Genomic DNA, 23413 nt, shown 5'->3' with positions numbered 1-23413 from the left:
TTCACCCGATCCGGTCACTTGAAGTTCAGGTGCCGCAGGGTCGTGTACAGGTCCATCACACCCAGGGCGAGCGGGAGCACGGAGGCGATGCAGATCGCCTCGATGATCTCGACGGTGCGGCGCAGCGGCGGCGAGAACCGCTGGTTCGGGAAGATCACCCCGACCACCAGCGCGCCCGCGGCCAGCAGGATCAGCACGCCGAAGACGTAGAGCAGGCGGTTCTGCGCGCTCGCCGTGACCAGCCAGCCGACGGCGATCCCGGTCGCCGCGACCAGGCCGGTGGTGAGCAGGGCGATCGCCTGGCTGCCGTTGGCGTAGGCGCGGGCCCGCAGGAGCAGCACGAGCGTCGCGACGACGCCCAGGATGATCCCGAACGTGCCGGGCGAGGTGGCGGCGATGACCGCGGACACCGCGACCGTGCTGCCGCAGCCGACCATCAGGCCGGTCATGTAGTTGTGCGCGACGGCCGTCCGGCGCTCGATCGCCCGGTAGTCGGGGAAGCCGGAGTCCTCCTTGAGCTCCTCCGCGCTGCCCGGCACGTGCGGCAGCGGCAGCTTCGCGAGCCAGATGGTGGCGCGCGGGAGGATCGAGATGCAGGCGAGGGCGACCGCGACCGTGCCGGCCGCGATGCCGGCCGCCGGGTGCGCGACGAGCGTGCCGAACAGGAAGGCCAGTGCGCCGAAGGTGCCCGCGGTGGCCGCGGCGATGAACGTCGTGATGCCGGCGCCGATGACCATGATGCAGACCGAGGCGACGATGATCACGAGGACCGCGCCGAGCAGCAGGTTCGCCCGCAGGGACAGCCCGGGCACGGTGTAGAAGCCGCTGACGAACGCCAGCGGCAGGCCGCCGGCCGCGGCGATCAGGACGCCGGTCGCCTCCGCCTGGTACGCCTTGGCGAGGGTCGCGCCGACCGCGACGCAGGCGATCGCGCCGATGCCGCCGGCGATCGCTGCGCCGAGCGCGCTGCCGCCGTAGAACGACCCGCTCATGAACAGCGCGATCGCGGCGACAACCAGCGCCAGCCCGCCCGCGACGTGCCCGAAGCGGTTCGCCGTCTCCTTCGTCCAGGGGCGGAAGCTGTCCGGGGACGACTCGGCGATCGCGTCGACGACGTCGTCGTAGAGCGGCGGCGGCGGGTTCTCGTTGCGCTTGCGCAGCTGCAGCAGCTCGCCGTCGACGACGCCGAGCGAGGCCAGCGTGCGGCTCGGGTCGAGCGGGGCGTCGCCGAGCTTCGCCAGCGCCCAGCCGCCGTGGCGGGCGCCGCCGTCGGGCGACGACTCCTTGGCCATGTCCAGCAGCATCGGCAGGAGATCGGCCACGGCGACGTCGGCGGGCAGCGCCACGTCGATCCGCGTGGAGGGCGCGACGACCGTCACCCTGCTGAAAACTGTCGTGCCCGTAGCCACTGCACTGCCCCCGCTCTGATGAGACTGCTCCCGGGGGAACTTATACCGAAGCCCCGCGCCGGCATCATCGAACGTCCGAAATTCACCGGCAATCCCAGGTCGCGGGCCGGAGGGCGCGATTACTGTCGGTGGGGAGCCGTACACTCGCCGAGCGAGGACAGGATCAGGGCCAGGGGCTCACGAGGGCGGTTCCGGCATCCGCCGGAATTCCCCCGCGGCGTTCGATAGGTTGTTCCGCGCACCTTGCGCACTAAACGGTGGCCGCCATCGTCGAGTTTGAAGAGGGGTCCTTCGATGAGCACGCTGCAGTTCAAGAAGTCGCCGCGGCTGGCGGCACCGCGCCCGCCGGGCGGCGAGGTGCACCTCGAGCCGCCGCCCGAGGTGCCCCGGGTCATCCCCGGCAACATCGTCATGAAGGCGCTTCCGGTCGTCATGATCGTCGCGTCGCTCGGGATGATGGTCTTCATGTTCCAGGCCAGCAACCGGAACCCGATGATGATGGCCATGGGCGGCATGATGGTCGTCGGGACGCTCGGGATGATGGCCGGCGGTGGCGGCAAGGGCGGCGGCGCCAAGCGCGCCGAGATGGACGAGGACCGCAAGGACTACCTGCGCTACCTGGGCCAGATGCGTGACCGCGCCCGCGAGGCGATGGTCGACCAGCGCGCCGCGCTCGAGTGGGTGCACCCCGACCCCCAGTCGCTGTGGTCGCTGGCGGCGAGCCGCCGCATGTGGGAGCGCCGGCAGAACGACCAGGACTTCCTGCACCTGCGCGTCGGGCGCAGCTCGCACCGCCTCGCGACGCGGCTGGTCCCGCCGCAGACGGGGCCGGTCGACGAGCTGGAGCCGATCGCCACCCTCGCGCTGCGCCGGTTCGTGCGCGCGCACTCGATCGTGCCGGACCTGCCGACCCAGATCACGCTGCGCGGGTTCGCCGCGGTGAGCATGCAGGGCGACCGGACGCTGACCCGCGGCCTCACCCGCGCGATGCTCGCGCAGCTCGTTTCCTTCCACAGCCCCGACGACGTGCTGATCGCGGTCGCCACCGCGGGCCGGGCGAAGGAGGAGTGGGAGTGGGCGAAGTGGCTGCCGCACGTGCAGCACCCCACGATGTCGGACGGCATCGGCCAGCTCCGCATGATGGCCGGTTCGCTGGCCCAGATCGAAAACTGGCTCGACGAAGAACTGCGTGACCGCCAGCGCTTCTCCCGCAACGCCACGCCGGCGCCGGACCAGCCCCACGTCGTGATCATCATCGACGACGCCGAGGTGACCCGCGAGGAGCAGATCATCCTCGAGGAGGGTCTGGTCGGCGTCACGCTGATCGACCTGTCCGATTCGATCGGCAACCTCGCCGCCCGCCGTGGCCTCCGCCTGGTGGTGGAGTCGGACCGGCTCGGTGCGCGCAGCGCCGGCGGTGTCGAGTGGTTCGGGCGTCCGGACACGTTGAGCGTCGTGGAAACCGAGTCGCTGGCCCGGCTCATCTCGCCGTACCGCGTCGGCGGTGGCGGCGGCCAGGACACCAGTGACGAAGAGCCGCTGCTGTCGAACCCGTCGTTGCTGGAGCTGCTCGGCATTCCGGGTGACCCGATGACGTTCGACGTGCAGCAGGCGTGGCGGCCGCGCCCGATCCGTGACCGGTACCGGGTGCCGTTCGGCGTGGGTGAGTACGGCCAGCCGGTGGAGCTGGACATCAAGGAAGCCGCCGCCGAAGGCATGGGCCCGCACGGCCTGTGCATCGGCGCGACCGGTTCCGGTAAGTCGGAGTTCCTCCGCACGCTGGTGCTGGGCATGCTGGCGACGCACTCGTCGTCGACCTTGAACTTCGTCCTGGTCGACTTCAAGGGTGGTGCGACGTTCCTCGGTCTGGACAAGGCCCCGCACGTCTCCGCGGTGATCACGAACCTCGCGGACGAGGTCACGCTGGTCGACCGGATGAAGGACGCGCTGGCCGGGGAGATGAACCGGCGTCAGGAGGCGCTGAAGAACGGCGGTAACTTCAAGAACGTCTGGGAATACGAGAAGGCCCGCGAAAACGGCGCCGACCTCGACCCGCTGCCCGCGCTGTTCATCGTCTGTGACGAGTTTTCCGAACTCCTCGCCGCGAAGCCGGACTTCATCGACTTGTTCGTCGCGATCGGCCGGCTGGGCCGGTCGCTGCAGATGCACATGCTGCTGGCCTCGCAGCGCCTGGAAGAGGGCAAGCTGCGCGGCCTGGACTCGCACCTGTCCTACCGGATCGGCCTCAAGACGTTCTCGGCGGCGGAGTCCCGCGCCGCGATCGGCGTGCCGGACGCGTTCGAGCTGCCCTCGGTCCCCGGTGGCGGGTACCTCAAGTACGACACGTCGACCCTGGTGCGGTTCAAGGCCTCCTACGTCTCGGGCCCGTACCGGCCGGCGGGGATCCAGGCGGCGGGCCCGGCGGCGACCGTGGTCCGCGCGGACAAGCGGCCGCAGCTGTTCGTCCCGGACTTCGTGGAGCTGCCGAAGGAGCCGGAACCGCAGCTGATCGAGGCGCCGGTGCAGGAAGAGCAGCGGCAGCCCGAGGAGGCGGTCGAGCCCAGCGAGCTGGACGTGATCGTGTCACGGCTGATCGGGCAGGGCCCGCCGGCGCACGAGGTCTGGCTGCCGCCGCTGAAGGACCCGAACTCCCTCGACACGTTGCTGCCGAACCTGAACCCGACCGACGACCGGGGTCTGTCCCCGGTCGGGTTCTTCGGCAACGGCCGGCTGCAGGTGCCGCTGGGCATCATCGACCGGCCGTACGAGCAGCGGCGTGACCCGCTGTGGGCCGACTTCTCCGGCGCGGCCGGGCACGGCGTGATCGTCGGCGGCCCGCAGTCGGGCAAGTCGACGATGCTGCGGACGCTGATCATGTCGATGGCGCTGACCCACACGCCGGAAGAGGCGCAGTTCTACTGCCTCGACCTCGGTGGTGGCACCCTGGCCGGCCTGGCCGACCTGCCGCACGTCGGCGGCGTGGCCGTGGCCCGGCGCGAGCCGGACAAGGCACGGCGGATCGTGGCCGAGCTGACCACCCTGCTCACCGAGCGGGAAGGCCGGTTCGGGGCGATGGGCATCGACTCGATGACCGAGTTCCGCAACCGCAAGCGGCGCGGCGAGATCCGCGCGGACCAGGACCCGTTCGGCGACGCGTTCCTGATCGTCGACAACTGGCGCGCCCTGCGGGACGACTTCGAAGAGCTGGAAACGACGATCACCCGGCTCGCCACCCAGGGTCTGTCCTACGGCGTGCACGTGGTGATCGCGGCGAACCGGTGGGCGGACATCCGCCCGGCGATCAAGGACATGATCGGCACCCGGTTCGAGCTGCGGCTGGGTGACCCGACCGAGTCCGACATCGACCGCCGCGTCGCGGTGAACGTCCCGCCCGGGCGCCCGGGCCGTGGCCTGACGCGGGAGAAGCTGCACCTGCTCGGCGGTCTGCCGCGGATCGATGGGTCGAGTGACCCGGAGACCATCGCGGCCGGTGTCGCCGATGCGGTGGCGAAGATCAAGGGTGCCTGGCGGGGCCGGGTCGCGCCGCAGGTCCGCCTGCTGCCGGAGATGATCACCTACGACGACGTGCTGAAGCTCGACACGGCCCGCGATTCCAAGCTGATCCCGATCGGGGTCAACGAGGAGGACCTGCAGCCGATCTACCTGGACTTCAACGCCGAGCCGCACTTCTACGCCTTCGCCGACGGCGAGTCCGGGAAGACGAACCTGCTGCGTCAGATCGCCCGCGGGATTTCGGAGCGGTTCACCGCGAAGGAAGCGTTGATCCTGCTGGTCGACTACCGGCGCACGATGCTCGGGTTCATCCAGGGCGACTCGCTGCTCGGCTACGCGGTGTCGGCGGCGCAGCTGGAGAGCATGGTCAACGACGTCTTCAACTCGATGACGCGGCGCCTGCCGGGCCCGGACGTCACGCAGGAGCAACTGAAGACGCGGTCGTGGTGGAAGGGGCCGGAGCTGTTCATCCTGGTCGACGACTACGACCTGGTCGCGACCTCGACGAACAACCCGCTGCGGAAGATCTCCGACTTCCTGCCCCAGGCCAAGGACGTCGGCCTGCACCTGGTGGTCGTGCGGCGCACCGGTGGTGCGTCGAAGTCGATGTACGACCCGATCATCGGCAAGCTCAAGGAGATCGCGGCCCCGGGCATGGTCATGAACGGCTCCCGCGACGAAGGCGCCCTGGTCGGCAACATCAAACCGTCCGCGATGCCACCCGGCCGAGGCAACCTGCTCACCCGCAAGAACGGCAAGCAGCTCATCCAGGTCTCGTGGATCCAGCCGGACTGAGCCGGACCGGTGGTTCCCGGTCCGGCCAGGGCCCAACGGTTCCGGGCCACCGGTTGGCGACTCCGGGGCGGGCGGCCTGCTTCCGGCTGAGCTGGGCCGGTGGCTCTCACGGTCACGGCCCAACGGTTCCGGGGCAACGGTTGCGGACCCCGGGGCGGGCGGACTGCTTCCGGCTGAGCTGGGCCGGTGGTTCCCGGTCCGGCCACGGCCGAACGGTTCCGGGCCACCGGTTGGCGACCCCGGGACGGGCGGCCTGCTTCCGGCCGGATCGGGAACGTGCGGCGGGGCACGCCGCGGCGGAGGGTAGGTTCCTCCCCGAGGGTGCGCCCCGCCGGCCTCGCCGGCCGGGTGCGGGGGAACGCGACAAGATCTGCGGGAGCTGCTGGTGACGGTCCGGGTTGCGGTGGACTTCGGGACGTCGAGCACCTGTGTCGTCGCGTCGGTGAACGGGCGCGAGCCGCAGGTCGTGGTGATCGACGGCCAGCCGCTGATGTCCTCGGCGGTGTTCGCGGCGGCGGACGGGACGCTGTTCGTCGGCCAGGAGGCCGAGCGGCAGGCGGCCGTCGACCCGTCGCGGTACGAGCCGAACCCGAAGCGCCGGATCGACGAGGGCGAGCTGCTGCTCGGCGACAGCGTCCTGCGGGTCACCGACGTCGTGCACGCCGTCCTGGGCCGGGCCGTCGCCGAGGCGCGCCGGCTGGCCGGCGAGGCCGAGATCGACCTGCTGGTGCTGACCCACCCCGCGGACTGGGGCGCGATCCGCACCCGGCTGCTGCGGCAGGCCGCGGGCGGGCTGGCGCGCGAGGTCGCGCTGGTGCCGGAGCCGGTCGCGGCGGCGGTGTACCACGCGGCGACGTTCGCCCCAGCGGACGTTGCCGGCGATCGCACGGTGGAATTCAGCGGACGCCCCGGTGACGCGCTCGCGGTGCTGGACCTGGGCGGCGGCACGGTCGACGTCAGCGTCGTGCGACGGCTCCCGCCGGACACCGCGCGGGACCGCGCCGGGCGTCCGCAGCGCGGCGGCTTCCAGGTCCTCGCGACCCGGGGCGACCCCGGGTTCGGCGGCGCGGACATCGACCAGGCCCTGCTGGAGCACGTCGGTTCCCTGGTGTCCGCGGCGGACCCGGACGCGTGGCGCCAGCTCGTCGAAGGGCGTGAGCTCGTCGACCGGCGCCGGCGCCGGGTGCTGCGCCAAGACGTCCGGGGCGCGAAGGAGACGCTGTCGCGGCACGCCTACACCGACGTGCCGATGCCGCCGCCGTTCGCCGACGCGCACGTCACGCGCGAGGACCTCGAACGGCTGATCGCGGCGCCGCTGGGCCGCGCCGTGGAGCTGACGGTCGCGGCGATCGGGGACGCGGGCCTGCGGCCGAAGCAGCTCACGGCGATCTTCCTGGTCGGCGGATCGAGCCGGATCCCGATGATCTCGCGGCTGGTGCACGAACGCACCGGCGTCGTGCCGACGAGCCTCGACCAGCCGGAAACGGTCGTCGCGCGCGGTGCCTTGCGGGCGGTCCTGGTGGACCCGGACCGCACGGGCGCGCTCCCCGGCGAGGCGATGGCCCGCCTGGGCGCCGTGCCGGGCGGCGCGCACAACCCGGCGGCGCAGCGCACGGAGGTCGTCCGCCCCGGCGACGTCGCCCCGCGCCCGAACCCGCCGCGCCCGTCGTTCACCCCGCCGCCGAACGCGAACCGCCCGGTGCCGCCGGCTTCGCCGCCCCACGGCCAGCCCGCGGCCCGTCCGTGGACGCCACCGGCCGGGCAGCCCGTCCCGCCCAGCGGACCGGCCGGCGCCCGGCTCACGCCGGAACCGGCCGAGAAGAGCCGCCGGAAGCTGTGGGGGCTCATCGCCGCCGCGGTGGTCGTCGTGGCCGCGCTCGTCGTCGGCGGGATCTTCGTGTTCAGCGACTCCGGTAGCAAGGCCGAGACCGGCCGGACGCTCTCGCAGTACGACTTCAAGTTCGTCTCGCCCGAAGACTGGGTCCAGACCGACGACCGGGTCGCCGACCGGCAGGTCGTCATCCACCCGCAGGAGTCCCGGGAGGGCAACGACCTCCTGGTCGCGCAGGAGTACGTCATGGACTACGACGCGACGGCCGACCCCCAGAAGCTCGTCGACGAGCTCAGGCACATCGCGGACAGCAACACCGACCGCTGGAGCGCGTTCACCCCGAACCTGTCGTACGCCGGCCGGACCGTGATCGGGTACCACGAGAGCAAAACGGACCGGCCCGACCTCCAGGTCGACTGGTACGTCGTGGCGAAGGGCAAGATCCGGGTCCACGTCGGCTGCCAGTACGCCACGGCGCAGCTGCGCGACCGGGTCGCCGCCGCCTGCACGCAGGCCGTGCGCACGGTCGAGATCGTCAACTGAGAGAGGAGGGCACGCGGTGCCGTCCGAAGAGTTCGAAAGCGCCGCGGCGTCCTTCAAGCGGATCGGCCAGGACGCCGTGACGCACGCGCGGCGCGTCGCCGGGAACGCCGTCGCGCGCAGCAAGCGCCACCACAGCGAAAACGCCGAGCTGCTCAAGCGAGGCGGCCGCGGCGCGAAGCCCGGTGACCCGACCCCGGGCACGTTGCGCGCCGCCGCCGAACGGTTCCGCCGTGCCCGGGGGTTGGCCGTTCCGGTTCCCGATCCCGCCGATTCGGTTCCTTCGCGTTCGCAATCTCCCGCCCGGCCCCCTCGAACGGGTGACGAGGACGAAGACTTTTCCCAGATGCGAATCATGAAACGCGAGGGATGAGTTCACCTCGTGTTCGCTGTGCGTGTGCTAACTGCGCTGGTGGAGAACGCTTTTCCGGGTGACGCACCGCCAGTTCGGGGCGAACGCGGAATACCCGCGGCGACCGGTTCCCGATGCGGGCGTTCACGCAAGCAACTACTTGGGGGCAAACCACGACAAGGCGGAACCGGACGTGGCAGTGTCTCCGTCGTAGGGCCGTACAAACGAACAAGCCCGGTACGGCCAACCACACTTACGAAGGGGGTTCCAGCATGGCTGGATTCCAGGGAACACCGCAGCAGTTCACCGAGGCCGAGGGTCGCGTGACCGAGGTCCGCTCCGGCATGGACAGCAACCTCGCGACGCTGCGCGACCGCATCGAGGCCACCCGCGCCGGCTGGCAGGGTGAAGCGCAGAAGGCGTTCGACCACGTGATGATGCGGTTCGACGACGACGCCCGCCAGATGAACCAGGCCCTGCAGCGCATCGCCGACCTGCTCCGCGAGGCCGGTTCGAAGTACGAGCGTTCCGAGCAGCAGCAGCAGGAGACCATCGCGGCTCTCAACAAGGGCTTCGAAGCGCTCGGCTGAGCTCCACCCCTGAACTTCCTTTCCACCACCCCAAAACTTCTCAGCACAGAAGGAGCACATCATGCCCGATGGCGCCGGCATTGTCGTCAATTACGCCACCATCCACGCGGCCGCCGAGGACTGCAGCAGCACCGGCAACGAGCTGCAGCAGGCGTTCGACCGCCTGAAGGACGACCTCAAGCCGCTGGTCACCACCTGGACCGGTTCGGCGAAGGAGCAGTACGACGCCGCCCAGCGCACCTGGGACCAGAAGTTCGAGGACCTGAAGCAGGTTCTGGCGCAGATCGCCGCCGCCCTGCCGCAGATCGCCGACGGTTACCAGAGCACGGACAAGGCCGTCGAGGGCCTGTTCTGAGCCGGTAGCCCCGGAAACCACGGCGGGCCCGCACTCCGGTGCGGGGCCCGCCGTTTTCCGTTTTCCGGTAAGGAAAACTCAGTGCGGTGCGCCGACCTCGTACTCGGGCCGGTCGTTGAGCACCCGCACGGTGACCTTCTTCGCCTGCCCGCCGATCGTCACGGTGCAGTCGAAGGTCGTCCCGTTCTCGGCGGCTTCGTTCGCCGGGCACTGGGCGTTCTTCACGTCCGGCTCGCCGTAGTTCTCGTTGAGGACCTTCACCACACCGTCCTCAAGGGACCGTTGGTCCAGGACGTCCCCGCGGAAGGCACCCAGCAGCCACGCGGCGCCGCCGCCGAGCACGAGCACCAGGACGGCGGCTCCGGCGATCAGCAACGGCTTCTTCGACTTCGGCTTCTTCTCCGGCTCGGCGGCGAACGCGCCCAGCCCGCCGTACTGCGTCGGCTGGAACCCGCCCCCGTACGGCTGAGGCGCGCCCTGGCCGGGCGTGGGCGGCTGCGCGGGCCAGCCGCCGCCGGGCGTACCCGGCTGCTGCTGCGGCTGCTGTGACGGCGGCTGCCACGGGCCGCTGTTCGGCTGCCCCGGCTGCCCCGGCTGCCCGGGCTGGCCTGGCTGGCCCGGCTGCCACGGGCCGCTGTTCGGCTGCCCCGGCTGGCCCGGCTGCCACGGCCCCGAGAACGAGCCCGTCGAGGCGGGCTGTCCCTGGTTCCACTGGCCCGTGTAGGAGCCCGTGACGGCGCCCGGGTCCGCGTTCGGCTGCCACTGCCCGGCGTGCGGGCCGGTCGCCTGCTGCTCCGGCTGCCACGCCGGGGCCTGCGGCTGCTGCGGGTTCGCGTTCGGCTGCCACCACTGCGGCTGCTGCTGGGGGTCGGGCGGCTGGGTCATCGGAGCTCACCTCGGGTCGTGGCCACGCCTCAGCTGCCCTGCGCTTCGCCGAGGCGGCGGTAGAAGTCCTTCTTGGCTGTGTCGTCGGCCAGGACGGTGATCTGGGACGCGTCGGGCAGCTTCGGCATGTCCTGCAGGCTCGCCTTGCCGGTGAACCGGAAGTCGTACTTGAGCTCGAGCTGGTGGCCGTCGCCGGTGAACTTGGCCTCCATCACGAACGAGACCAGGCTGCCGTCCGGGTTCAGCGTGATCGTGGTCGGGACCGCGGCCTTCTTCAGCTCCGGCCCGATCTGGTCGACCAGGCTCTGCGGCAGGATCTCGACCCGGTTCTTGACGAAGACCTCGAACGGCACGTTCACCGTCAGCGCGGTCTTGCCGTCGCCGAGGCTCTTCGCCCCGCGGACGGCGCGCTTGTCGGCCTGGTAGGCGTCGACGGTCGAGTCCGCCATCCGGCACGGGGTCAGCACGCCGCCCCAGACGCACGGCTGGACCAGGCCCGCCTCCAGCTTCGGCATCGAGACCCAGGCCGTCGGGGAGACGCCCTTCTGCACGTAGACCGGGCCGAGGTAGGTGTACTCCACCGCGCCGTCCGCGGGCGTGTACGTGTCGATGATCTCGTCGGGGTTCTTCAGCGAGCGGTGCCGCACGGCGCGGCTCTCCGGGCTGCCGGTGCGGGCCGACGTGACGACGCTGTGGATCCACTTGTCGTCGAACTTGAAGTAGGCGTCGAGCGAGTTGGTGACGTCGCGGGTGTCGGTGATGGCGTTGCCGAGCTTGCCGATCACCTGCTCGAACTTGGCGCCGACGTAGTCCGCCGCGTCGTCGCCCTTCGGCAGCGCGGTGCCCGCCTTCGCCTGGCCGCACGCGCTGACCAGGGCCAGGACGGCGGCCAGCACGAAGATCGCCGTCGGTCGTTTCCTCATCGCGTCCCCATGCTCGACAGTGCCCCGTGTTCCGGCCCGCCCGGATCGTCTCATCCTCGCGTGTCGGGGCGACGCGTGCAGGCACTTCGGCGGGAAAACCGGGTACAGTGCACGCTGCGCCCGGGCCGCACGGAGCCTGGAATGGGCGCTTCCACCACCCCCGATGCGCGGGTGCGGTGACCGTGGGGGTATCTTCATATGTCGTTGTGCGCTGCGGCGCGTAAGCGCTAGGCCCGCACAGAACCCACACGCAATGTTGACGACGAGGTAGACCCTTGCCCACGTACAGCCCCAAGCCCGGCGACGTCACTCGTGCCTGGCACGTGATCGACGCCGAGGATGTCGTGCTCGGAAGGCTGGCGACCGAGGTCGCCACGCTGCTGCGCGGCAAGCACAAGCCGACCTACGCCCCGCACGTGGACACCGGTGACTTCGTCATCATCGTCAACGCCGAGAAGGTCGCGCTCACCGGAAACAAGCGCGAGCAGAAGTTCGCGTACCGGCACAGCGGTTACCCGGGCGGTCTGCGGAAGCGCTCGTTCGGCGAGCTGCTCGACACCAAGCCCGAGCACCTTGTCGAGAAGGTCGTCAAGGGCATGCTGCCGAAGAACAAGCTCGGCCGCGCTCAGGCGAAGAAGCTGAAGGTGTATGCCGGCCCGCAGCACCCGCACGCCGCGCAGCAGCCGCAGGCGCGCGATATCACCAAGATCGCGCAGGTCGCGCAGTGAGTGAGGAACAGTCTGTGACCAGCCCCGAGACCGAGACCCCCGAGGTCACCGAGGTCACCGAGGTGGCTCCGGCGGCCGAGACCGGCGCCGTCGCCACCAGCGAGACCCCCGTCGCGACCAGCGAGACCGCTGCCGCGCCGCGTCCGTCGCGTGCCGCCGGTGGCAACGCGCAGACCGTCGGCCGCCGCAAGGAAGCCGTCGTCCGCGTCCGCGTCGTGCCGGGCACCGGTGAGTTCAAGCTCAACGGCCGCACCCTCGAGGAGTACTTCCCGAACAAGGTGCACCAGCAGCTCATCAAGGACCCGCTGGTCCTGGTCGAGAAGCCGGACTCGTTCGACATCTTCGCCAACCTCCACGGTGGCGGCGTCTCGGGTCAGGCGGGCGCGCTGCGCCTGGCGATCGCCCGTGCGCTCATCGAGGTCGACGCCGACAACCGCCCGGCCCTCAAGAAGGCCGGCTTCCTGACCCGTGACGCGCGCGCCACGGAGCGGAAGAAGTACGGCCTCAAGAAGGCCCGCAAGGCCCCGCAGTACAGCAAGCGCTGATCGCGCCCCGAGGCGCAACCCACCGGAGCGCCCATCCGTCCATCGGATGGGCGCTCCGGCGTTTTCGGGTGGTGTGTCGTTTCCGGAGCTCGGAGCGACATCCCAGGGGTGGGGGAAGGCGGCCCGTACGGGTCGCTAGGTTGTCGTGGTGGTCGCACTGGTGTGACCGCAGAGGAGGTCGACTGATGGCACGCCTGTTCGGTACCGACGGGGTTCGTGGCCTGGCCAACGCCGAGCTGACGCCGGAGCTCGCGATGGCGCTGGCGGCCAGCGCCGCCCGCGTGCTCGCCGCGCACGACCGCTCGCACCGGCCGGTCGCCGTCGTCGGCCGCGACCCGCGCGCCAGCGGTGAGATGCTCGAGGCCGCCGTCGTGGCGGGCCTCACGTCCGCCGGGGCCGACGTGCGCCGCGTCGGCGTCCTCCCCACGCCGGCCGTCGCCTACCTCGTCGGCTCGCTCGAGGCCGACCTCGGCGTGATGATCTCCGCGTCCCACAACCCGATGCCCGACAACGGCATCAAGCTCTTCGCCGCGGGCGGGCACAAGCTCCCCGACGGCATCGAGGACGAGATCGAAGCCGGCCTCGCCGCCGACGCGGTCCGCCCGACCGGTGCCGGCGTGGGCCGCGTCACCGACGTCGAAGACGCGCTCGACCGCTACGCCACCCACCTCCTCGGCGCCACCCCGCACCCGCTCGCCGGGCTCAAGGTCGTCGTCGACTGCGCGAACGGCGCTTCGTCCGCCGCCGCGCCCGAGATCTACCGCCGGGCCGGTGCCGAGGTCGTCGCGCTCTACGCCGACCCGGACGGCGTCAACATCAACGAGCACTGCGGCTCGAACCACCCCGAGAAGCTGCGTGAGGCCGTCGTCGCGCACGGCGCCGACCTCGGCATCGCGCACGACGGCGACGCCGACCGCTGCGTGGCCGTCGACTCCGCCGGCGAGCTGGTGGACGGCGACCAGATCATGGCCGTGCTCGCGCTCGCGCTCGCCGAGTCCGGCGAACTGGCGAAGGACACGCTCGTCGCGACCGTGATGAGCAACCTCGGCCTGCACCTGGCCATGCGCGCCCACGGCATCACGGTCGTCACCACCGCGGTGGGTGACCGGTACGTCCTCGAGGAGCTCCGCTCCAGCGGCTTCGCCCTCGGCGGCGAGCAGTCCGGCCACGTCGTGCTGCCGGCGCACGCCACCACGGGCGACGGCCTGCTCACCGCGCTGCGCCTGATGAGCCGCATGGCCGAGACGGGCAAGTCGCTCGCCGACCTGGCCGCCGTGATGAACCGGCTGCCGCAGGTGCTGGTCAACGTCCCGGTCGCCGACAAGGCGGCGGTCGCCGGTTCGACCGAGGTCCGCGACGCCGTCGACCAGGTCGAGGCCGAGCTGGGCGAGGAAGGCCGGGTGCTGCTGCGCCCGTCCGGCACCGAGCAGCTGGTCCGCGTGATGGTCGAGGCCCCGGCCCAGGCCACCGCCCAGGCCGCGGCGGACCGCCTGGCGGGCGTCGTCTCAGCGGTTTCCTGACGCGAGGGTGACCGCGGCCTTCGCCAGGCCGTGGAACACCGGGTGGTTCTTCCACCGCACCTCGCCGACCCGGCACCCGCCGGCGAGGACCTTCGACAACGCCCCGAGCGCGAGCTCGCCCTCGGCCAGTGCCACGCCCGAACCCGGGCACGCGTGCCGGCCCAGGCCGAACGGCAGGCCGTCGGTCAGGGAGATCGCCACCGGGCCGTCCGGGCCGAAGCGCAGCACGAACCGGGCCGGGCCGATCGCCGTCACCAGCTCGCGCGCACTGGGTGTCGCCGAGGCGGCCGCCAGTTCCAGGCCCGCGCAGGCCAGGAAGTTGAGCGAGTTCTCGTACGCCGCGTGGGCCAGCACCACCGGGTTGAACATCAGCTCGTCGTCGTCGAGCCGGCCGGCCGCGTGGGCGGCCCGCAGCGCCGTCAGGCCACCCGGCCCGGCCGGTGCCCGGCTGAGCTGCACCGCCAGCCGGAACGCCGACGCCTGCCCCGCGCGGTCGGTGCCGCCGAAGACGTCGAGGTTCGCCGTCGTCGCCTCGAGGTGGTCGAAGAAGACGTCGTCGAGCGGGACGCCGAGCACCGCCGACGTCACCGCGCCCGCCACCGGCCGCGCGAAGTCGCGCACGAGGTCGAACGACCCGCCCAGCCCGGCCACGACGGCTTCGATCGACGCGCGCAGGGAGTCCGGCAACGGCTCCAGCCCGGCGATGATCTCCCGCAGCACCCCGCGAAGCCGGGTGTGGTCCTCGCCGTCGCGCAGCAGGACGCTCGGCGAGCCGGTGCCGGGATCGGACGTCAGGTCCGGCGACCGGAGCGCCCGTGCGGCCGCGTCACGGCCGGAGACCACGGCGATCCCGTGCCGCTCGAACTCGTCCATGGGATCCACACCGTAGGGCAGGATGGGGCCGTGCCGCCCGCAGACGTCCCGGATGAGGTTCTCACCACGCCGTTCACGGACTACCTGCTCCGCAACGCCGCCGAAGACCGTCCCGCGTTCACGTGCCGCACCTTCCCGGCATCGGCCGACGACACCCTGACCTGGCCCCAGCTGCTCGCGCGCGTCCGGGGCGTCGCCCGCGCACTGCGGGGCCGCACCCGGCCGGGTGACCGGGTGGCGATCGTCGCCCGGCAGGACCTCGGCTACGTCGTCGCCTTCCTCGGCACGCTCTACGCCGGGCTCGTCGCGGTGCCGCTGTCCGTCCCGACCGGCCGCACGAACCGCGCCCGGCTCGAATCCGCCTTCGCCGACGCCACGCCGGCGGTGTGCCTGACCTCGAAGAACCTCCTGGGGAGCACCGCGACCCTGGCGTCCCGGCCGGACGTCGTGCTCGCCATCGAGGACATCCAGGACATCGAGCCCGACGACGCCGAGCCGCCCGCCGAGGTGGCGATGACCGATCCGGCCTACCTGCAGTACACGTCGGGTTCCACGCGGAGCCCGGCCGCGGCCGTCATCTCGCACCGCGCGCTGGTGGCCAGCTGCTGGCAGACCACCCGGTGCTACCACGCCGGCCCGTCGACGCCCCTGACCGGCTGGGTCCCGTTCTTCCACGACATGGGGCTGGTCCTGCTCATCGGCACGCCCGTCTTCCTCGGCTCGCGCTCGGTGTTCTTCACGCCGATGGAGTTCGTGCGCGACCCGCTCCGCTGGATCCGGCTGCTCGCCGACCACCCGGGCGCGGTCACCGCCGCCCCGAACTTCGCCTTCGACCTGGCCGCCGAGGCGGCGGGGGAGCTGGAAGACGCCGACCTCTCGCACGTCAACTCGGTGCTGAACGGCAGCGAGCCGGTCCGCGCGGCCACGATCGCGGCGTTCGAGCGGGCCTTCGCGCCGTTCGGGCTGCCGCGCGCGGCGGTCAAGCCGTGCTACGGGCTGGCCGAGGCGACGGTCTTCGTCACGAGCGCCGGCGACGAGGGCGCCACCGTGACGACGTTCGGCGGCGAGCCGCTGGTGTCCGTGGGCCGGCCGTACGGGCAGCGGATCCGCATTGTCGACAAAGAGACCGGCGAACTCCGGCCCGACGGGCAGGTCGGCGAGATCCAGGTGTCCGGTCCGAACGTCGCCGACCGCTACTGGGGGCAGGACGGCCCCTTGGCGGTCGACGGCTGGCTGTCCTCCGGCGACCTCGGCTTCGTCCACGACGGCCTGCTCTACGTCGCCGGCCGGCTCAAGGACCTGATCATCGTCGACGGCCGCAACCACTACCCGCAGGACATCGAAGCCACCGTCGAGGCCGCGCACCCGGCCGTGCGGGCCGGCCGCGTCGCCGCGTTCGCCGTGGCGGACGGCCGCGGCGAGGGTGTCGCGGTCGTCGCCGGCTGCGCGACCCCGGACGACGCGGCGGTCGGGGCGGCCGTCCGGCGGGCCGTCTCGGCGGGCCACGACCTGCCGCTGCGCGGCCTGTGGCTGGTCCGGCCGGGTGAGGTGCCGCGGACCTCCAGCGGCAAGGTGTCCCGCGCCGCGGCCCGCGACCGGTGGTGGGACGAGAATGGGCGCCATGACTGACCCGGACGCCTACGTCGACGAGATCAGGGAGATCGTCTGCTTCGCGCTGGACATCCCGCCCGAGCAGCTCACCGACACGACGACGTTCGACGACATCGGCATGACGTCCCGGCAGCGGATCCAGCTCCTTTCGCGGGCCGAAGTCACCTACGGCGTCTCGGTCGACCTGGACGAGCTCGACCGGCTGGTGGACGTCCGCGGCGTCGCCGAGGTCATTTCCGAAGCGGTCGCCGCGCAGCGCGCCACCGGGTGAGTCCCGGGCGGGTGCACTTCACGGAAGCCCAGGTCCGCCGCTCGGCCGAACGCTAGACTCTGTGTGCATCTGCGACGGCACCGAACGGTGTCCGGGCGCGTCACAGTCCCGAAACCCGAAGCCGGGGACTGTGGGATCGAAGGGGGCAGCGACCAATGCCAGACGGTTATGCAACGAGTTCCGAGGCGATGACGCGGGCGCAGATCCGCCTCGCGGACGCCGCCGACGACCCGGCAGCCGAAGCGAAGAAGGTCGCGCCGACCGAAATCGTCGCCGGTGACTTCGGTCGCGTGCACCAGGAGAGCTTCGGCAAGTACAAGTCCGGGATCGACGAAATCGGCGCGGGCATGACCGGGCTGTCGAACGCCCTCGTGAATCTCGGCAGCGGAATCGGGACCGCAGGCTCGAAGTACAGCGCGCAGGAAACGAACGCCGGTGCGCAGGCGAACCAGGCCGGGGGTAACCGCTGATGGCCGAATGGGCTGACATCAAGAAGGTCCTCGACGACCCGAACGTCTCGATGGAAACCAAGTCCAAGCTGATGGAGGAGTACAGCGAGGACACGGTCAACTTCAACGAAGAAGAAGAGGCGTACGCCGCCAAATACATCGAGAACTACACCGACAGCGTCAGCTTCAACGACGACTGGCTGCCGGGTTCGTCGTCCGACGTCGACGAAGCGCTGAAGCAGGCGCAGCAGGAAGCGGCGGCCAAGAAGCAGGAACACGACCGCGACACCGCCGATCGGGACCAGGCGAAGAAGAACCTCGACGGCATCGGCACGCCGACGCTGGGGGCCGGCGCGAAGAGTTCCGACGAACAGCTCGACCAGGGCAACGTCGCGGTCGACATGCTCGCGAAGTGGACCGACGAGGTCTGGAACAAGTTCGGCCAGAAGAAGGATTCCCAGAAGGAGCTCAAGGACAAGTTCCACGAGAACCGCGGGATCCAGTACCAGAAGTTCCTCGCCGACGCCGACGACCTCGGCAAGGCGCACAAGGTCGTCGAGGACGCCCTCACCAAGAGCGACACCGAGCTCCAGACGCTCTTCGGGGAGTGGAAGGGCAAGGGCGCCAACGCGGCGGAGATCAAGTACGACGAGACGATCAAGCCGCACGCCAAGGAGCTGTCGCAGCAGATCGACGGGGCGGCGAAGCTGATCCCGCAGACCGTGACGCACGTCTTCGACGCCGTCAAGAAGAAGGTCGACGAGGTCCTGCAGCTGCACCGCCCGGTGATCGCCGAGGCCGACATCTCGATGGCCAAGGACGTCCTCAAGGTCGCCAACAACGAGACCGAGGAATTCGACGACTTCATGAAGGTCGCCGGCTGGATCGACGCCGTGAACGCCAAGCACGGCAACAACTCGAACCTCGCCGAGCGCCTGCAGAACGACGACGGCTGCTTCAACCAGGAGAACATCGACTACGGCCGGAGCGTCTGCCGCTACTGGCGCGACGGTGCCTTCTCGACCGAGTACCGGAGCCTGATCGCCGCGTTCGACGGTTCCTGCAAGGCCGCCAAGGACACGATCGACCAGCAGTTCGGCGCGCTGGCGCGGTACATGGACGGCTACCGCAACCAGCTGACCGAGGCCAAGAACGACGGCGGCGGCGACAAGGGCGGCAACGACAAGGGCGGCGACAAGCCCGGCAACACCGGCGGCGGCGACAAGACCGGCAACGGCGGCGGTGGCACGACCGGTGGCGGGGGCAGCACCGGCGGCGGCACCACGACGCCTTCGGCAACCGAGCCGCCCAAGACCGAGGACCCGGCGAAGCCGGAAGAAGGCAAGAACCCGATCACCGGCAAGCCCCTCGAGGTCGACCCGGCGACCGGCGAGCCGTACCCGATCGACCCGAAGACCGGCGAAGCCATCAAGGACATGGACGACACGGACACGGTGTCGGTCAAGAAGGGCGACAACACGATCACGATGTCCGAGCCCGACCAGGCGGGCAAGCAGGACATCTCCGTGGACGACGGCCAGGGCCACAAGAAGGACTACCACCTCGACTGGGGTGACGACGACAAGGCCGAGGCCGGCAAGGGCGCGGACGGCAAGGACGGCGCCAAGGCCGACGGCAGCTTCGGCCCGCAGGGCAGCCAGCAGGCGGTCAAGGACGGGCAGCCCTCGGCCGACGGCAGCTACAAGCCGGGTCCGGACGGCAAGATCCACATCCAGGACGGCAACCTCAAGATCACGGCCGAGCGGCCGGAGGGGCCGGACGGCCCGACGATCGTGACCGTCGACGACGGCAAGGGCGAGCCGACCACCTACACGCTGGACGAGAAGGACGACCCCAAGGCGGGCGACCTCAAGGCGGACGCCACGACGGGTTCGGCCGCGGACGGGACCGCCGGTTCCAACGGCTCGGCGATCCAGCACGACGCGGACGCCGAGTCGGCCGTGCTGAAGGACCCGGCGCCGGCCAACCCCGACCCGGGCTTCACGGCTCCCGAGACGGCGTCGGCGGGCGGCGGCGGCTTCAGCTCGCCGGGCGGGCTCGACCTCGGCGGTGACTTCGGCGGCGGCGCCGGCGGTGGCGTCACGGCGGAACCCGCGATGGCGACGGCCGACGCGGGCCTCGGCGGTGGCGACGCCGGCGTCGCCGGTGGTGGCGGCGGGGACGCGACGACGACGGCCGGGGCGAGCGACTTCGGCTCCGCCGTCACCGGCGGCGGGTCGGCGGACTTCGCCGGCGCCGTCTCGCTGGACCCGGGCGCGCAGACGGGCAGCGACGCGTCGCTCCCGACGGCCGACGGCGGCGGGCTCGGCGCGACCCCGGTCGACCCCGGCGGGCACCAGGGCGCCGCGGGCGGCTCGTCGGCCATGAGCGGCATGGGCGGCGGCATGGGCATGATGGGCGGCATGGGCGGCGCGCCGGGTGGCGGCGGCGGGGGCGACCAGCAGCGTGGCCCCAGCCAGTACCGCGTCGAAGGCAATGTCTTCGAAACGAGCGGCGCGAAGGGCCGGATCAGCGGCTCGCTGGACGACGAGGGTGACCGTTCGATCCGGTACGACCGGTGACGAGGGCTGAGGAGGGGCGATGAGCAGCGCCGAAGACCGGTACCGCGCGGCGATCTCGACGATGGACGCCGCGGCGCGGGAGCAGGACGAGCAGCGGGGCCTGCGCGAACGCCGGGTCGCGGAGGCCCAGGAGCAGGCGCGCGCGGGTCTGCAGCGGGAGATGGGTGCCGCGCAGAAGTACGCCGAGCACATGGACGAGCTCAACAAGCGCAAGCAGAGCGCGGGCGGCTGGGCCACGGAGAAGACCCTCGCCGACAAGGGCCGCGAGTCCCTGATGCAGTTCGGGGCCGAGGACGAGGAAGCGGACACGGGCTACACGAACTACCCGACGCCGAGCTACGGAACCCCGGCCCCGGCGGCGGTGGCACCGCCGCGCCCGGAACCGGTGCCGGTGCCGGTGCCCGAGCCGACGGCCCCGGCCCCCGAGCCCCCGCGCCGCGGACGGCACGCGCGCCCGGTGGAGGACGAGGACGACTTCTCCAGCACGAGCTGGCTGGTCTGAGCAGAGGGAAGGGGCCCGGCTTCGGCCGGGCCTTTTTCGCGGGCGAACGCGGTTCGCGCGCCGGGGAGGGGACATCTGCCCGCGCGAGCCGGCCTCGATCCAGCGGGCTGGCCCGGCTTCCGCCCGAGCCGGCCCGATCGGGCGGGCGGGCCCGGCCTCGGCCGGACCTTCCGCCCTCAGTGGGCGGGTTCTTCCTCGCGCTCGATGGGGGCGCGCTTGACGTCCGCGTCGAGAAGGGGGCGGTACTTGTCCGTCCCGGTCAGGTGCGTCAGGAAGAACGCCGTGAACAGCGCGCGCGTCAGCTGCTGCGTGCCGCGGTGGGGCTTGCCGTGCAGGAGCAGCTGGGACCAGTGCCTGCCCTCGGTGACGCCCAGGTGGGTCGCCTTGCCGAGGGTCCGCAGCTGGACGTCATCGCCGCCCCAGGCGTTCGTGATCGCCTCCGCGTGCCCGACCGCCGGGGCGACCAGGTCCTCCTCGGCGGCCAGGTGCAGCCCCGGGACGGTGATGGCCTTCGCCGACTCGGTCGCCGGCGGGAGGGTCTGGGCGGCGGTGATCGTCGCGACCGCCTTGATCCGGGGCTTCTCGGTCCGCGCGTCCTGCGCCGCGGCCAGGACGGCGGAACCGCCGCCGGTCGAGTGGCCGGCGAGGCCGAGCTTGGCCGGGTCGACGCTGATGCCGTCGGGGCCGAGCCGGACCGTCGTGACGACGTCGAGCGTGGTCATCAGGTCGGCGGCGAGCAGCCGGTGCGACGGCAGCGGCCCCCGCTGCGTCGACGGCGCCGCGGCGACGATGCCCCAGCTGGCGAGGTGGTGCAGCAGCTGCCGGTACCGCTCGGGCGGCTGCAGCCAGCCGTGCCCGAAGGCGACGGCCGGCAGGCCGAGGCCGGCGCGCGGCGTGAACACCACGCCGGGCAGCCCGACCAGGGCGAGATTGCCCCGCAGGACCTCGTGCGGACCCGGGTGCGTCAACTCCGCGAGCAGCTGCTTGGGCTTGCTGGCCATGGCCGGAACCCTACTGCCCGCACCCTGCCCCGGCTCGCCCGCCGCCCCGACGAGCCCACGCGCCCCAACGTGGCGTTCGGTGCGTCGAGCGCACCCAATGTGGCGTTCGGTGCGTCGGACGCCACCAGCGCCACGTCGGGGCGCACGGCCGGACGGCGAGGCCACTGTCCGGTTTCCGGTATTGGTCCGAACCACCTGGGGTCAGGTAACTGCAGGTCAACGATCGTTTCCGGACCCCGTCAACCCGCTGAATGTCCCTCGTTAGGCTGGTGCGCGTGTGTGGAATCGTGGGATACGTCGGGCACCGCCCGGCTCTGGACGTCGTTCTCGGCGGGCTCCGGCGCATGGAGTACCGCGGGTACGACTCAGCCGGTGTCGCGGTCCTCGACGGTGACGGCGCGCTGACCGTCGAGCGCAAGGCCGGCCGGCTCGCCAACCTGGAAAGCCGGCTCGACGAGGTCGGCCGGGACGCCTTCACCGGCACCGCCGGCATGGGGCACACCCGCTGGGCCACCCACGGCGCACCGATCGACCGCAACTCGCACCCGCACCGGGACACCTCCCAGCGCGTCGCCGTCGTGCACAACGGCATCATCGAGAACTTCGCCGCCCTCCGCGCCGAGCTCGAGGCCGACGGCGTCGAGATGGCCAGCGACACCGACAGCGAGACCGCCGCGCACCTCATCTCCCGCGCGTACACCGAAGGCGACACCAAGGGCGACTTCACCGCCAGCGTCGCCGCCGTCTGCCGCCGCCTCGAAGGCGCGTTCACCCTGGTCGTGACGCACGCCGACCACCCGGACACCATCGTGGCCGCGCGCCGGTCGTCGCCGCTGGTCGTCGGGGTCGGCGAGGGGGAGCACTTCGTCGCCTCCGACGTCGCCGCGTTCATCGAGCACACCCGCGAGGCCGTCGAGCTCGGGCAGGACCAGCTCGTCGTCATCACCCGCGAGGGCTACGAGGTCACCGACTTCCACGGCGACGCCGCCCAGGCGAAGCCGTTCACCGTCGACTGGGACCTCTCCGCCGCCGAAAAGGGCGGCCACGAGTACTTCATGCTCAAGGAGATCGAGGAGCAGCCCGAGGCGCTGGCCAACACGCTGCGCGGGCACTTCGAGTCCGGCCGGATCATCCTCGACGAGCAGCGCATCTCCGACCAGGACCTCCGCGACGTCGACAAGGTCTTCGTCGTCGCCTGCGGGTCGGCCTACCACTCCGGTCTGGTCGCCAAGTACGCCATCGAACACTGGACGCGCCTGCCGGTCGAGGTCGAGCTGGCGTCCGAGTTCCGCTACCGCGACCCGGTCCTCGACCGCGACACGCTCGTCGTCGCCGTGTCCCAGTCCGGCGAGACGGCGGACACGCTCGAAGCCGTCCGGCACGCCCGTGAGCAGAAGGCCCGCGTCCTGGCCGTCTGCAACACCAACGGCGCGCAGATCCCGCGCGAGTCCGACGCCGTCCTCTACACCCACGCCGGCCCCGAGATCGGCGTCGCGTCGACCAAGGCGTTCCTCGCCCAGATCGCGGCCAACTACCTGGTCGGCCTGGCGCTGGCGCAGGCCCGCGGCACGAAGTACCCGGACGAGGTCGCGCGCGAGTTCGCCGAGCTCGAGGCCATGCCCGCGGCCGTCCAGAAGGTACTGTCCACTGTGGAGCAGGTGCGCGATCTCGGCCGCCGGATCGCGGACTCGAAAGCCGTGCTCTTCCTCGGCCGCCACGTCGGCTTCCCGGTCGCGCTCGAAGGCGCGCTGAAGCTCAAGGAACTGGCGTACATGCACGCCGAGGGCTTCGCGGCCGGCGAGCTCAAGCACGGCCCGATCGCGCTGATCGAAGAGGGCCTGCCGGTCGTCGTCGTGATGCCCTCGCCCAAGGGCCGCGCGGTGCTGCACTCGAAGCTGGTGTCGAACATCAGCGAGATCCAGGCGCGCGGCGCCCGCACGATCGTGATCGCCGAAGAGGGCGACGAGACGGTCCGGCCGTTCGCCGACGAGCTCATCGAGGTCCCGGCGGTGCCGACGCTGCTGCAGCCGCTGGTGTCCACGGTGCCGCTGCAGGTGCTGGCCGCGGAGATCGCCCGCACCCGCGGGTACGACGTCGACAAGCCGCGTAACCTGGCGAAGTCCGTGACTGTCGAGTAG

At 71.5% G+C, this 23413-nt stretch carries 19 protein-coding genes; 14 read left to right on the top strand and 5 right to left on the bottom strand.

The features are described 5' to 3' along the window. Positions 1 to 14: 14 nt before the first annotated feature. Positions 15 to 1379, bottom strand: a complete 1365-nt coding sequence (gene eccD, locus ACH54P_RS25870) for a type VII secretion integral membrane protein EccD (RefSeq protein ID WP_489905972.1) — start codon at positions 1377 to 1379, stop codon at positions 15 to 17. 324 nt (positions 1380 to 1703) lie between these two features. Here eccD and eccCa point away from each other — a divergent pair, with 324 nt between their 5' ends. From eccCa to ACH54P_RS25845, 5 genes are all read left to right on the top strand, one after another. Continuing rightward, entirely contained in the window at positions 1704 to 5717 is a 4014-nt protein-coding gene (gene eccCa / locus ACH54P_RS25865) for a type VII secretion protein EccCa (protein ID WP_489905971.1), read from the top strand. A 385-nt stretch (positions 5718 to 6102) separates the two neighbouring features. Beyond that, a complete protein-coding gene (locus tag ACH54P_RS25860) occupies positions 6103 to 8091 on the top strand; it encodes a type VII secretion-associated protein (protein ID WP_489905970.1) in 1989 nt (662 codons plus the stop codon). 16 nt (positions 8092 to 8107) lie between these two features. Then, the gene (locus ACH54P_RS25855; RefSeq protein ID WP_489905969.1) at positions 8108 to 8461 is read left to right on the top strand and encodes a hypothetical protein; all 354 of its coding nucleotides are present in this window, start codon (positions 8108 to 8110) and stop codon (positions 8459 to 8461) included. Positions 8462 to 8712: 251 nt separating this feature from the next. Then, positions 8713 to 9030 carry a WXG100 family type VII secretion target gene (locus tag ACH54P_RS25850; protein ID WP_489905968.1) on the top strand — a complete coding sequence of 106 codons (318 nt, stop codon included), beginning with the start codon at positions 8713 to 8715 and terminating at the stop codon, positions 9028 to 9030. Between the two features lie 61 nt (positions 9031 to 9091). Beyond that, complete coding sequence (locus ACH54P_RS25845; protein ID WP_489905967.1) at positions 9092 to 9385, top strand: WXG100 family type VII secretion target; 294 nt, start codon at positions 9092 to 9094, stop codon at positions 9383 to 9385. Between the two features lie 78 nt (positions 9386 to 9463). On the opposite strand, the gene ACH54P_RS25840 is transcribed toward ACH54P_RS25845, so the two are convergent. Further along, positions 9464 to 10270 (bottom strand): DUF4333 domain-containing protein, encoded by an 807-nt coding sequence (locus ACH54P_RS25840; protein ID WP_489905966.1) that lies wholly within the window; start codon positions 10268 to 10270, stop codon positions 9464 to 9466. Between the two features lie 29 nt (positions 10271 to 10299). Beyond that, the gene (locus ACH54P_RS25835) at positions 10300 to 11193 is read right to left on the bottom strand and encodes a hypothetical protein (protein ID WP_489905965.1); all 894 of its coding nucleotides are present in this window, start codon (positions 11191 to 11193) and stop codon (positions 10300 to 10302) included. Positions 11194 to 11468: 275 nt separating this feature from the next. Here ACH54P_RS25835 and rplM point away from each other — a divergent pair, with 275 nt between their 5' ends. From rplM to glmM, 3 genes are all read left to right on the top strand, one after another. Then, entirely contained in the window at positions 11469 to 11921 is a 453-nt protein-coding gene (gene rplM / locus ACH54P_RS25830) for a 50S ribosomal protein L13 (RefSeq protein ID WP_489905964.1), read from the top strand. 62 nt (positions 11922 to 11983) lie between these two features. Further along, a complete protein-coding gene (gene rpsI / locus ACH54P_RS25825) occupies positions 11984 to 12466 on the top strand; it encodes a 30S ribosomal protein S9 (protein ID WP_489916637.1) in 483 nt (160 codons plus the stop codon). Between the two features lie 185 nt (positions 12467 to 12651). After that, positions 12652 to 13986, top strand: a complete 1335-nt coding sequence (gene glmM, locus ACH54P_RS25820; RefSeq protein WP_489905963.1) for a phosphoglucosamine mutase — start codon at positions 12652 to 12654, stop codon at positions 13984 to 13986. Here the strand turns inward: glmM and ACH54P_RS25815 are convergent. Beyond that, entirely contained in the window at positions 13972 to 14859 is an 888-nt protein-coding gene (locus tag ACH54P_RS25815) for a cytochrome P450 family protein (protein WP_489905962.1), read from the bottom strand. The two genes, glmM and ACH54P_RS25815, sit on opposite strands and share 15 nt — an antisense overlap. 30 nt (positions 14860 to 14889) lie before the next feature. Between ACH54P_RS25815 and ACH54P_RS25810 the strand changes: the two genes are divergently transcribed. From ACH54P_RS25810 to ACH54P_RS25790, 5 genes are all read left to right on the top strand, one after another. Continuing rightward, the gene (locus ACH54P_RS25810) at positions 14890 to 16488 is read left to right on the top strand and encodes a fatty acyl-AMP ligase (protein ID WP_489905961.1); all 1599 of its coding nucleotides are present in this window, start codon (positions 14890 to 14892) and stop codon (positions 16486 to 16488) included. Further along, positions 16481 to 16741: an acyl carrier protein gene (locus ACH54P_RS25805; RefSeq protein ID WP_489905960.1), complete on the top strand. Its 261-nt coding sequence runs from the start codon at positions 16481 to 16483 to the stop codon at positions 16739 to 16741. Before ACH54P_RS25810 ends, ACH54P_RS25805 begins: the two co-directional genes overlap by 8 nt. Before the next feature lie 188 nt (positions 16742 to 16929). Next, positions 16930 to 17211 carry a hypothetical protein gene (locus ACH54P_RS25800; RefSeq protein ID WP_489905959.1) on the top strand — a complete coding sequence of 94 codons (282 nt, stop codon included), beginning with the start codon at positions 16930 to 16932 and terminating at the stop codon, positions 17209 to 17211. Further along, the gene (locus ACH54P_RS25795; protein WP_489905958.1) at positions 17211 to 19772 is read left to right on the top strand and encodes a WXG100 family type VII secretion target; all 2562 of its coding nucleotides are present in this window, start codon (positions 17211 to 17213) and stop codon (positions 19770 to 19772) included. Before ACH54P_RS25800 ends, ACH54P_RS25795 begins: the two co-directional genes overlap by 1 nt. Before the next feature lie 19 nt (positions 19773 to 19791). Then, a complete protein-coding gene (locus tag ACH54P_RS25790) occupies positions 19792 to 20274 on the top strand; it encodes a hypothetical protein (protein WP_489905957.1) in 483 nt (160 codons plus the stop codon). Between the two features lie 176 nt (positions 20275 to 20450). On the opposite strand, the gene ACH54P_RS25785 is transcribed toward ACH54P_RS25790, so the two are convergent. After that, positions 20451 to 21275 (bottom strand): dienelactone hydrolase family protein, encoded by an 825-nt coding sequence (locus tag ACH54P_RS25785; protein ID WP_489905956.1) that lies wholly within the window; start codon positions 21273 to 21275, stop codon positions 20451 to 20453. Positions 21276 to 21550: 275 nt separating this feature from the next. Here ACH54P_RS25785 and glmS point away from each other — a divergent pair, with 275 nt between their 5' ends. Further along, positions 21551 to 23413, top strand: coding sequence for a glutamine--fructose-6-phosphate transaminase (isomerizing) (gene glmS, locus ACH54P_RS25780; protein ID WP_489905955.1), 1863 nt, complete (start codon positions 21551 to 21553; stop codon positions 23411 to 23413).

Source organism: Amycolatopsis sp. N2S4-7, from assembly GCF_058119595.1.
This window is presented reverse-complemented; position numbering and strand designations above follow the sequence as displayed.

Bases quoted from the DNA above. Each gene is read 5' to 3' on its own strand.
- ACH54P_RS25850 (WP_489905968.1), top strand. From the start codon at position 8,713: ATGGCTGGATTCCAGGGAACACCGCAGCAGTTCACCGAGGCCGAGGGT.
- ACH54P_RS25790 (WP_489905957.1), top strand. From the start codon at position 19,792: ATGAGCAGCGCCGAAGACCGGTACCGCGCGGCGATCTCGACGATGGAC.
- ACH54P_RS25815 (WP_489905962.1), bottom strand. From the start codon at position 14,859: ATGGACGAGTTCGAGCGGCACGGGATCGCCGTGGTCTCCGGCCGTGAC.
- ACH54P_RS25785 (WP_489905956.1), bottom strand. From the start codon at position 21,275: ATGGCCAGCAAGCCCAAGCAGCTGCTCGCGGAGTTGACGCACCCGGGT.
- glmM (WP_489905963.1), top strand. From the start codon at position 12,652: ATGGCACGCCTGTTCGGTACCGACGGGGTTCGTGGCCTGGCCAACGCC.
- ACH54P_RS25800 (WP_489905959.1), top strand. From the start codon at position 16,930: ATGACGCGGGCGCAGATCCGCCTCGCGGACGCCGCCGACGACCCGGCA.
- ACH54P_RS25805 (WP_489905960.1), top strand. From the start codon at position 16,481: ATGACTGACCCGGACGCCTACGTCGACGAGATCAGGGAGATCGTCTGC.
- ACH54P_RS25845 (WP_489905967.1), top strand. From the start codon at position 9,092: ATGCCCGATGGCGCCGGCATTGTCGTCAATTACGCCACCATCCACGCG.
- ACH54P_RS25795 (WP_489905958.1), top strand. From the start codon at position 17,211: ATGGCCGAATGGGCTGACATCAAGAAGGTCCTCGACGACCCGAACGTC.
- ACH54P_RS25835 (WP_489905965.1), bottom strand. From the start codon at position 11,193: ATGAGGAAACGACCGACGGCGATCTTCGTGCTGGCCGCCGTCCTGGCC.
- ACH54P_RS25840 (WP_489905966.1), bottom strand. From the start codon at position 10,270: ATGACCCAGCCGCCCGACCCCCAGCAGCAGCCGCAGTGGTGGCAGCCG.
- eccCa (WP_489905971.1), top strand. From the start codon at position 1,704: ATGAGCACGCTGCAGTTCAAGAAGTCGCCGCGGCTGGCGGCACCGCGC.